The organism is Nocardia macrotermitis (genome assembly GCF_009604405.1).
Lineage (GTDB): Bacteria > Actinomycetota > Actinomycetes > Mycobacteriales > Mycobacteriaceae > Nocardia > Nocardia macrotermitis.
This window is the reverse complement of the sequence record NZ_WEGK01000008.1, coordinates 179971-191989: the sequence shown is the minus strand read 5'-3', so window position 1 is coordinate 191989 and position 12019 is coordinate 179971. Positions and strand designations below refer to the sequence as shown.

The 12019-nt window shown below is 68.5% G+C and carries 1 protein-coding gene (cut by both window edges); it reads right to left on the bottom strand.

All 12019 nt of this window come from inside a single coding sequence — locus tag NRB20_RS19925, C2 family cysteine protease (protein ID WP_153411660.1), on the bottom strand. Of the gene's 60006 coding nucleotides, 24485 precede the window and 23502 follow it; the stretch shown corresponds to coding positions 24486-36504, spanning codon 8162 (partial) through codon 12168 (complete); reading right to left, the first codon wholly in view occupies positions 12016-12018. The start codon and the stop codon both lie outside this window.

Sequence of the window (12019 nt, the reverse complement as noted above, 5' to 3'; positions counted from 1 at the left end):
GGACGATTTGCTGGTCCCGCCCTGTTCGAACCTGGCATCGGGCAGCAGCGCGACCGGAATCCGCAGCGGCTTGCCCTCGCCGAGAGACACCACGTAATGCGGCTCGCCGCCGTCCTGCTTAGGGATCTTGACGCTGAATCGGCCGCTCTCGGGCAGATCGTAGACGGCTCCGTCGCGGTCGACGAGGGTCAGCCTGCTCGCGGAGTTCTTGCGGCCGGGCAGCACGAACGGAGCCGCGAGTGCCGGGAACTTCTCCTCTCGTTCCTCGCGGGAGAACCTGTTCAGCTTCTCGTGGTCGGTCAGGACCGGAGCCGCGAGCAGCGCCGGGTCGAACGTCGGCGAGCCGGACGCGACGGTCGGCTGCTGTGCGGGGCGATCGGTGGTGTACGAACCGTCGTGGACCGGAGCGGGCTGCGTCGGCGTCGCCTCGGTGACGGCGGGCATCGCTCCTGGCGTCTCGCCGTGCACCCCGGAGTCATCTCCGGGCGCGAGCAGATTCGGCTGGAAGACCGCAGGCGCACCCGTGCCGCTCGTCGGCGTGGACTCCTTGTCCGGCCGCGCCACACGAGCCAGGTCGAGCATCTCGCTGATGCCCGTGAGTGACCTGTTGTACTGCGGCTCAACGGTTTTCGGCTCGTTGGAGGCCGACCGCCGGACTGCGGCGCCGTCGCCGGGATCGGATTCGGGCCCGGCCGGGCGCGACGGCGGACTCCGGTCGACGGGAGTCGAGAACCGCGGCGTCGACGGCAGCTGTGCCGCCGGTGCCGGGTGCACGATGGAATCGCTCGCGAGGGTGTGGGCCGCACTTCCGTCACCCGTCCGGATCTGGTCTCCGGTGTGAGTCGACGCGGGGTGATCCGCGCCGGACCGTGGTGCGGGCAGGTTCGGCAGCGCGTCGTTGGATGCCGCCGCGGCGCGTGCCTTCGTGGCGGTGGTGCTGGTGCTCTCGATCGCGGGTCCGTACGCGGCGTACACGCCCGCGCCGCCCGCCGAGATGAAGTCGAACTTCGGCGCGTGCCGCACGGCGACCGCGAGCAGGCCCGAACGCACGGGGAAGGCCCGATGCCAGTGCAGTTCACCGGGGTTCGAATCGACGAGCCAGAGCTTCCGGCCCGCCTGCCGGACCCACACGGTGCCGTCGGCCTTGCGCCGGTGCTCGGTGCCGCCGGGTGCGCGCCGCAGCACCTCCCCGTCGTGCAGGACCTTGTATTCCGTACCGTCCGGCGCGCGGGTGTACCGTTCGCCGTCGTGCGAGAGCCCGTACACGGTCCCGTCGGGTTCGCGACGGAACTCCGTGCGGCCGACGGGCGTGAAGTAGTCGGAGACCAGATCGTGCAATGTGCCGCCGGGCGCCCGGCCCGTCGAGGCATCCGGGACAACATAGTATTCGACGCCCTCGGTCCAGTCCTTGCGATACCGCACGCCGTCGTTCTCCATGGTGTGCCCGGACGTGGCCGCATCGAGGCGATATTCGACACCGGCGATCGGCACCGCGAACACGCCGTTCTTGTCGTGCGGATTTTCCATCAGAATGTTCACCGGTCTCTTGGCGCGATCGCGCTCGACGCCGATGGTCGCGTACACGTGATTGCCGATCAGCCCCGGCACCATGGTGCGGTTCTCGGTGCCGGGACCGAACGGCAGGGTGGACATCGTCACCGCAGTGCCCCGTTTGCGCAGGTAGTCGATCCGGTCGGCGAGGTTGTGGCCCGCGACCAGGTCGGCGGCGTTCAGCTCGCGGTCCTTGTCCGCTCCCGAGGCAACGCGGCCGACGTATGCCGCGAGGGCATCCTTCTCTCTCGTCCACTGCCCCGGTGTCGGCTCGGGCACGAAGGTGTCCAGGAATGCACGCACGCCCTGCGCTGTGTCCGGGTCCTCGGTCGCGCGCCAGGTGTCCATTGCGGCCTTCCGGGCCTTGACCGCGGCACCGGAGTCACCCGGATATTGTTGCCGCAATTCCTGGCGCTTGGCCGTGTACAGCTGGTCGGCCGCTTGCTGCCAGCGCTCGTAGGAGCGGTCGAGTTCCTCGGCGAATGCGCGATCCGACCCGGGCCCCAGCAGTTCGTGCAGTGTGTCCGCGTCGAACCGGGCCGGATGCAGCGGGAACTCGTTGACCGCGCGGGTCCGCTGCCGCATCCAACCGCCTGGTTCGTGATGTGCGCGCCCGAGGCGGACGGGAACGTCTGCGAAGGTGGCGCGAATCCCCTCGTAACCGTCGATCCCGCCGAACTTCTGGGCGTACGCCTTCTCGATGAGCGCCGCCCACAGCGGCTGCCCCGGGCGATGCCGGGCGAAGAGCGTGTCACCGGATTCCGCGTTCGCATAGAGCTGTTTGGTGACCCGCTCCCATGCGGGTTTGCCGTCCACGAAGAATCGCACGCTGGCGGTCCCGTCACCGTGATCGGTCACCATGTCCAGGAGCGACTGCGGATCGTCGAGCGACATGGCCTTCAATGTGGCCAGCAGGCCACAGTCCCCGAGATTTCCCTGGTAGACATCCTGCGGCAGCGGACGCGGCAATCTGCCGGACGGTGAGGTACCGAATATCGGATCCTGGCTCCGGTCCACGAGCACCGGCGATTTCCGCAGCACGGTGTCCGGGATCTCGGCCTGATACCACGTCTGTGACCTGCGGAATTTGATCCACCGCAACGTAGCCGTGCCTGGTCTGACCACCATCCGGGTGTCATCGGGGATCTCGACCATCTCCTGCCCGCCGGTGGTCGCGTTGCGCGCGAGTACCCGGGTGGTCCGCGCGGTGACGTTCCAGCGCAGCTCGCCGGTGGTGGTACGCAGGAAACTTGTCCGGAATCGGGCGTCGGGCAGCAGTTCGACCGGTACCCGCTGAATCTTGCCGTCGGCGGTGGTGAACTCGTAGTGCGCGACGCCACCGGATGGCGTGCGCATCTTGGCCCTCACCCGGCCGCTGTCGACCAGATTTACCGCGTTGCCGTTCGCATCGACGAGCGTCACCGACCGGCTCGCGCTGTCCACCGGGATCGGCACCGCGAGCGTCGGGAATTTCTGTTCTTTCTCGGCGGCGGTGAGCTTTTCCAGGCGCTCTTTCGGGTCCAGGACCGGAGGTGCGAGCAACGTCTCGTCGAACGTCGCCGGGACGGTCTCTCGATCTCGCTGCTGATGCGTCACAGAACTGTGATCGACAGCGAGCTGATCCCGCAGGTGATCACCGAAATACGAACCGTCCCTGGGTTCGTGCGCCCGCGCGGCCAGTCGCGACGCGAACGTCCCGGGTTGCGCGGACAACGCCGTGAAACCACCCGCAGTGAGATGTGCATGTGGCGCGGCCACGGTCTGTCTCGGCTCGAGGAGATCCTGCAAGGACAGTACTGTGGGACCGGACTCCGGCGCACGACGGGTCGGTGGGGCCGGTGGGGCGAGCTTCTCGGATATATCCGACGTCTCTTTAAGGTCGGACGCCTCTTTTGCCACCTGCGATGCGAAGCCGTACCCGGGCGTGACCGTATGCCGACCGCGGATCGTGTGCAGCGCATTCCGGCTGTACTGGGGTGACTGCGAAACATGTTGCAGCCCAGCAGTATTCGGTGTGGTCACGGCCCGCTTACCGCTGCCCTGCGCCGGTGCGGTGGGTTCGGGCCCGTAGACCGCCTGCGCCGCGACGCCGCTCACCGAGATCCGGACGAACTTCGGCAGATGCTTCAACTCGACGGTGACGATGCCGCCCCGATCCGGAATGGTCTTGTCCAGATGCCCACCGGCCGTATTCGGATCCGGTGTCTCGACCCCGTCGGGGGTGCGCACGACCAGCGTCCGATTCCCGTGCTCGTCGGCAACGGCCTTGTATTCGGTGCCGTCGGTGAATTTGACGTAGCGATCACCGTCGGGCGTGAGGCCGTAGACGGTGCCGTCGCGGTCCCGCCGGTATTCGGCCGGGCCGTCGGGGGTGAAGAAGTCGGTGACCACGTCGCGCAGTGCGCCGTCGCGACCGGAGGTGGCGTTCTCGGCGTGGTAGTAGTGCACGCCTTCGTCCGTGTCGACGCGGTGGCGCACACCGTCGCCGAGATCCTCGGTGTCCGCGCGCCTGGGATCCAGCCGGTATTCGACACCGGCCACCGGCCGGGGGTAGTCGCGGCTGTAGTCGTGCGGATTGTCGAGCACGACCCGCACCGGTCGTTTCCGGTCGTCGCGTTCGACGCCGATCGCCGGATACGCGTGCCCGCCGACCAGTCCGGGCACGGCGTCGGAGTCCTCGGTGGTCGAGGTGAACCACTGCGATCCCAGGATGACCGTGGTGCCGCGCCGGAGCAGGTGATCGATGCGTTCGGCGGCCCACTCGCCGATGGGCCGGTAGCGTTCCGGTAGTTCCAGCGGGTTGCCCGGCCGCGCGTCCAGCAGCTTGCTGAACTCCAGGATCGCGGCGCGCTGCGCCCGCCAGTTCCGCTGCGGGGTGTCCGGGAAATCGTGGCCCATCTGGTAATCGAGCGACCACTTGCCGGGCCAATCGCCCTTGACCTCGGTTATCGCTCGCGCGAATTCGATATCCGCGGCCGGTCCCAGCAATTCCTGCAAGGTATCGATATCGAGCGAATACGGGTGCAGGAAATCTTCCGAGTGCGAGCGGTACGGGTGCCAGCTGCCGGACTCGGATTCCAAGTAGGCGCGGCCGAGCCGTTCGGCGGTCAGCGACTCCCGTTCGGACAGTTCGTGATAGCCGTTGCCGTGACCGAACCGCTGGGCGTACGCCTTTTCGACCAGCGCCGCCCACAGCGGCTCACCGGGACGCTGCCGGACGAAATATCCGACGTCGTCGTCGGTGTCGACATAGATCCGCCGGTCCACCTGAACCCATTCCGGCTCGCCGTTCTCGAAGAATCGGACGCTGACGCTGCCGTCGTCGTTCTCGTGGATCATGTCCAGGATCGCCTGCGGGTGGTCGATCGCCAGCGCTTTGAGCGGGGCCAGCACCGAGCAGTCCCCGGCCATGCCCTGTCGCACATCGTCGGGGGAGGCGCGGAGTTTCCCGGTGACCGTGGTGCCGAATATCGGGTCACCACTGCGGTCGACGAGCTTGGGCATCCGTTCGGGCAGCAGTTCGCGGGGCGCCTCGAAGTCGAGCCATTCGGTGTCGCTGGGGCGTTTGACGGTCCAGGACGTGCCGTGCGGTTTCGCGACCGCGGTCATGTTCGACGGAATGGCGACGACGGACAACTCGCCGTGGGAGTCGCGGCCCTGGAAGCGGACTCCGGAGCGGGGTACGGACCAGGTCAGGGTTCCGGAGGCGCCCTCGGGTCCGCCGGGGCGGAAGGTGAAGTCCTTGTTCAGCAGTGCGGCCGGAATGTCGGCGGTGGTGCCGTCGTAGGTCTTGATCGTGTAGCGCGCCTCGCCGTCCTGGCCGCGGGTCAGGGTGACCGATTCGGTTCCCTTCGTACGCAATCGGAACGATCGGCCGCTGTGATCCACGACGGTCAGCAGCGGACGTCCGCCGCGGCTCAGCTGATCGGGCAGGTTGATCGGGATGCCCAGGGGCGGGAAATGCTTGTCCCTTTCCTCCGGGGACATCCGGTCCAGCCGCTTGTCCTCGGCGATCGCCTTGGGCCGCAACAGTTCCCGGTTGAACTTCGCCGGGACGGTCCGGCGTTCCGGCGGGGCGCGGGTGCGGCCGTGCTGTGTGGTGAGCTGACCGGCGAGGTGGTCGCCGAGGTACGAGCCGTCGCCGGGTTCGACGTCGGGCGCGAGCCGAGCCGGACGCGCGGCCTCGTGGGGGGACTTCAACTGCCGGAACAGGTTACGTCCGAAATAGGTGCCGTTCCCGGGATCGAAGGCGGGTGTCGTGCGGGGAGCCGGTGCGGGCTCGGACCGGGCCGGTGTGGTCTCGGGCCGCGCGGAACCGGTCTCGCCGCCCTCGTCCTCGCTGTCCGTCCAGTCGATATCCGATATCACCTCACCGCTCGAGATCGATGTCGCGTCGTCCTCGTGCGCGTCGGTACGGTCCGTATTGTTCACGGGCGCAGTGTGATTCAGCCCCATGACGCTGTTCGCGCCGTCGATCAGCGAACCGAATCGGGTGGCGTCGCCGGTGTCGGCCTCGATGAGACCTCGCCGCAATGGCGCCGAGTCCTGCGGCGGCGCATCGGTATTCGTTCGAGGGGTGAGGTCGGCCGGTCTCGCCTCCGGCGCGCGGACCGTCATCGACCGGAACTTCGGCAGATGCTCGAGCCCGACCCGGACCAGACCCCGCGGCCCGGAAACGGTCATATCCGGTTTCGGGACACGGTAATTCGGATCGTGGGTGCTGCTGTCCCCACGCTTGATCAAAGTCAGACCCGGACCGTTCGTCCAATACCGGGTCCCGTCGGGGTCCCGTCGGCCCACGGTGTGCCGGGCGACCACGTGCTCGGTCCCATCCGAGGTCCGTACGTAACGGCGCCCGTCCTGGGCGACCCCGTACAGCGTGCCGTCCGGATCGCGACGGAACTCCGCGCGTTCGCCGGGATGCCTGAAGATGTCGCTGACCATCGCCAGGCGACCGCCGGGCCCGCGCCCGGCCTGATCATCGGTGACCGCGAGGTACTCCGTGCCGTCGGTGCGGTCCGTGCGGGACCACACACCGTCGCCGACCAGGGGCCGGGCGGTCGGCTGCGGATCGAGCCGGTGCTCGATACCGTCCTGCGCGCCCGGGAACGAGCCGCCGGGTTCCTGCGGATGCTCGAGCAGCAGGCCCACCGGCTCACCGGTGTGCGGGTCGTATTCGACGTCGCGTACCGAATACGGCTTGTCGCCCCACAGGCCGTAGACGTCGGGGGACTCGTCCTCGTCGCCGTTGCGGAAGGGATGCGTGGTGAGTTCGATCGGGTTGCCGTTCCGCATCAGCGTATCGATCTGCCGGGCGACCGCGCGGCCCGCGGCCAGCTGTTCCTCGTCGAGCGTGCGGTCCTCGTGCGATTCGTCGTTCAGCATCTCGAAATACTGTGTGAGAGTGGATTTCTCGGCTGCCCACCGGCCGGGGAACCGGTCGTCGAGGTACCGCCGGAACTCCTCGCCCGAGGCGGGGTCGGTTGTGGCCTGTTTCCACCGGTCGTAGGTTCCGGCGAGTTGTTCGGCGAACGCGCGGTCGGCTTCGGGGCCCAGCAGAGTGTCCAGCGTGTTCGCGTCGAACCACAGGGGGTGCATCGGGTTCTCGGTGTGGTTCGTGCCCTCCATGGACGTATCGGTGTGCGTGGCATCGTCCACGGGCACAACGGGATTCACGTTCGCGGCGGGCATGGTCAGCGGCGCGTGCTGTGTGACGGAACCGGAGGAGATCGGCGCGGCCGTGGGGGCGGCGGCAGCGGGCAGCGGGCCGTACGCCGCGTACGCGCCGTAGCCGCTGGCTTGCAGGCTCGCGAACTTCGGCAGGTGCTCGATACCGACGGCGATCAGGCCGCCGCGGCGGGGGATCGTCATATCACGCGGGGGCGCAACGGGATTCGGTTCGGGCAACCAGGACTGCGTGCCGATCGGGCGCATCACGGTCTCGCCCGAGAGCTTCGTCCAGTGCTCGACGCCGTCCGGGGAACGCCAGTAGCCGCCGTCGGGCAGCACCTTGTACTCGGTGCCGTCCGGCAGTCGGGCCCAGCGCTCACCGTTCCCGGCGAATCCGTACACCGCACCGTCCGGATCGCGGCGGTACTCCACGGGACCGGTGGGGGTGAAGAAATCGCTCACGATATCGCGCAGCACGGTGTCCCGGCCGGCCGCACCGTCCTCGGCCCGGAAATAGTCGACCCGCTCGGCCTCGTCCCGGCGGTGCCGCACACCGTCGACGACGGGACCGTGACCGATGCCCTTCGGATCGAGCCGGTACTCCATGCCCGCTCGCGGGGCGAGGTAGAAACCGTTGTTGTCGTGCGGGTTCTCGATCAGGATCCGCAGCGGTGTACCCCGGGGGCGGTCGTACTCGACGCTGGTTACCGAATAGGCGTGCGTGCCGTACAGCCCCGGCACTCCGGTGCGGTTCTCCGCGCCCGGACCGTAACGTGCGGTGCCGAGCATCACCGTGGTATCGCGCTTGTGCATGTAATCGATGCGCCGGGCGATCTCCTGCGCGGCGATCCGGTAGCGGTCCTCGAGTGGCGGCGTCGTGGTCGGGTCGACGGTCAGGCTGGTGTGGTAGGCGTCCAGCGCTGTTTTCTCCCGGTCCCACCGACCGGGGAACTTCGTGTCCAGATAGTGCCGGAAGCCCTGGGCGGCATCGGGCGAGAACTGCCACGTCTCGTAGGTGTCGGCGACCGCGCGCGCGAATTCGGGATCGCTGCCGGGACCCAGCACGCCGAGCAGGGTGTCCATGTCCAAGCGCAGCGGATGCAGCGGCATGTGCAGGATCGATCGCATCGGCCGCCACCGCCCGGTCCGCGTCTCCCAGTACGCGCGGCCCAGTCGCTCCATGATCTTCGCGGGGGGTTCGAGCACGTCGCGGTAGCCGTCGCCGGTACCGAACTCCTGCATGTACGCCTTCTCGATCATCGCAGCCCACAGCGGTTCACCGGGCGTGTGCTGGATGAAATATCCGGACGTGGCGCCGGTCCAGACGTAGATCTGCTTCTCCACGCGCACCCATTTGGGTCGGCCCTCGGTGAAGAACCGGACCAGGACCGTCCCGTCGCCGACGTCGTGCAGCATATTCATGATCGCTTGCGGATGATCGGCCGCCAACGCCTTGAGCGGGGCGATCAGACCGCAGTCGCCCGCCGCGCCCTGCCGCGCGTCCTGCGGCATCGGGCGCACCACACCGTCGGGTGAGGTGCCGAACAGGTTCTCGTTGTGCCGGTCGGCCAGTTCCGGGGGCCGGGGCAGCACGGCCTCGTTCGTCCGGACCAGGTACCACCCGGCCTTACCGGGTTGTTTGATCCATTGCACGCCGTTGTTCGCGGGTCGGGTCACCAGTGTCGGATCCGTTGCCAGCACCTGGATCGGAGCCTGGCGGCCCTGTGTGTCGTAGCTGAGGATGCGGGTCTCGCCGCCCTTGCCGTCCCAGCTCAGGATGCCCGTCGCGGCGCCCGGTTGATCCCGGGTGAAGGTGAAGTCGCTCATCAGCGGGTACGGAATGCGCCGGACCTGGTTGCCGGGCATCTGGAACTCGTAGTGCGGGACGCGCCCGGGCGGGGTGACCAGGGTGGTCCGCATGGCGCCCGACGCGCTGAACCGGTACGAATTGCCCTCGAGGTCGGCCAGGCGCAGCACCGCTACGCCGTTCGGTCCCTGCTGCTCGGGCACCCGGACCCGCACGCCCGGAACCGGCAGGGCCAGTTGGTAATTGGCCGGATCCAGATTCTCCCGGCGCAGCGCGGCGGGCACCTGCGGCGGCGCGAGCAGGCGCGGATCGAAGGTCGCCGGGAACGACTGTCGTTGCCGCTGCGGCTGATTCGCGCCGGTCGTATCGGCGGCCAGCATGCCGTGCAGGTGAGCGCCGAAATAGGTGGGGTCCGCGAGCGGTTGGGCCGCGTCGGCCCGGCGGAGTTCGCGCTCGGCCCGCAGGTTCTGGACCGCCGGATCCACCTGTGCCGGGCGCACGATCTCGACGCGGTCCACGCCCAACGCTGCGTGCTGGCCCCGCAGGTAGTTCCGGAAACTCCGGAAGCTGCGCTGCTGGGTCGCGCCGGAGACGTCCCCGGCACCGGTCCGGCGCACCTTGCGCGGTCCCGACTCCGACGGCGGCAACCGGTGCGTACTGGGCATCCGCACCGAATGCCCGTCCACCACGGCCTCGATCTCACCGTTCGGGGTGTGCAGCAGAATCCTGGTGCCGGTGGGGAATTCGTCCGATACCGGGCGGGCCAGGAATTCCGCGACGCCGCTGCTCTCGCGCTGTTCGGTCGCGGCGGCCGGGTGTGTCGCGCTGCTCGACGCGGCGGCGGGCGCAGGGCGCGAACCATCCCGCCCCGCGCGCGGTGCGTGCCGGGTCTGCCCGGGAGCGTTGGTCCGTTCGTTGCGGTACAGCGCGAACGCGGCGGGACCGGACAGGCCGAGGAAGGAGAACTTCGGCAGGTTCACCAGGTCGACCGCGACGATGCCGCCCCGGGTCGGGGTCGTCGGATGCGACGGGTCCCGGCGGTTCTGATCGCGCGACCATTCGTCGTCACCGGGATGTTTGATCCACTTGCGGCGCTGGGTGTCGGTCCAGTACCGGGTGCCGTCGCTGGTGTGCCAGGACAGCGAGCCGTTCGGGTCCTCCCGATAGACCGTGCCGTACAGATCGTGGAAGTACCGGACTCCCTGCGTGGTGATGCGGTACTCGGTGTAGGCGGTCCGGGTCGGATCCTCGGGATCCTGATACGGGTCGCGACGGTAGCGGGTGCCGCTCGCGTAGGTGCCGTACTGCCTGCCGTCCGCCGCCACGCGATGACGGGTGCCGCCCGGCGCGATCGGCGCCTCCGGCTCCGGATCGAGGCGGTACTCCAGGCCCGGAGCCGGGGGGATGTAGCGGCCGTTGTCGTCCAGCGGGTTGTCCACCAGCACCCGGATCGGATTGCCGTACGCGTCGCGCTCGACCGCGGCGACGGTGTAGTTGTGGTGACCGGTCAGGCCCGGCAGCGGATCGGACTCGTCGTCCTCGGCCAGATCCGAGTACTTGGCGATGCCCAGTGTCACCGCGGTGCCGCGGTTGAGCGCGAAATCGATCCGCTCGGCGACCGCCCGGGCCAGCGGATCCGCCGGGTTCGTGAACTGCCGGTTGCGTGGCAGGCCGGTCGAGATCGCGGCGAAGTAGCTTGTCAGAGCCTCTTTTTCGGCGTCCCACCAGTGCCTGTCACCCGGGTGGTACTGCCGCAGGTGGTCGGCCAGGCTGCGGTCCAGGTAGTCGCGGAATCCCTCCGGCGTGCGGGCGCTGGGGTAGCGGTCGTAGATCGCGTCCTCCGCGGCGTCGGCGGAGCGGCGGCTGCGGAAGCGGCGATCAATCCGGTCCAGCGCGCGGTTCCGCTTGCGGCGCTGGACACTTCGATCCCGCTTCCAGTCGGCGTAACTCTCCGAGACCTGCCGGGAGAATTCGAAGTCCGGGTGGCCGGGTCCGGTGTAGTTGGCGGTCACCAACTCGTGCAGGGTGTCCAGGTCGAATCGCAGGGGGTGCAGGTAGTCCCCGTCGTCGACGAAGTGCACCGGCTGGCGGGTGGAGCTGTTCTCGGCCTGATAGAAGCCGGTGCTCAGATGTTCGGCCATCACCGTGAGATACGGGATGTGGAAATCGTGGAAACCGTTGCCGCCGTTGAACCGGACCGCGTACGCCTTCTCGATCATCGCCGCCCACAGCGGCCGGCCGGGCCGGTGCTGCACGAAATGACCGGTGTCGGTGCCCGGCGTCAGATAGATCTGCTTGGTGACGCGGACCCACTCCGGTTTGTTGTCCACCACGAACCGCACGCTGACGGTGCCGTCCTCGTTGTCGTGGATGATCCGGCGCAGATCGTTGGGATGCGAGATGGCCATCGCCCGCAGATGCGAGATCAGCGTGCAGTTGTCGGCGTACCCCTGCGCGGCGTCCTCCGGCATCGGGCCGTACTCGCCGAACAGCGGATCGTCGCGGCGATCGACCAGGCGCGGCACCCGGTTCATCAGCGCGGGATCGTCGGCCTGGATCTTGTACTGCTTGGACCCATCGGGGAATTTCAGGTACCAGGAGTTCTCGTGCCCGTTCCGCGGCGTCATCACCAGTGACTTCTCGGGCGTCACCAGGATCGTCTCGGGTCGGCCGCGGTCGTCGGTGGCGGCGAACCGGATCTGGCCCTCGCCCACATCCCAGGTCAGCGTGCCCTGACTGCTCCACGGTGAGTTCCGGCGGAACGTCATGGACCGGTCGCTCGACATGAGCGGAAGGTGGCGATTGTGCCTGCGGCCGTCGGACTCCCGCACCTTGACCTCGTAGTACTGACGGCCGTTCCGGTCGACGATCTTCGCCGCTGCCCGGCCGGTCGGTGGGAGCCGGGTGCGCTTGCCGTTGTGATCGAAGACGACCAGGGTCAGCTCGCCCGTCGGACGGGGGAAGGCGAACTCGACGCCGGGCTCGGGCAGC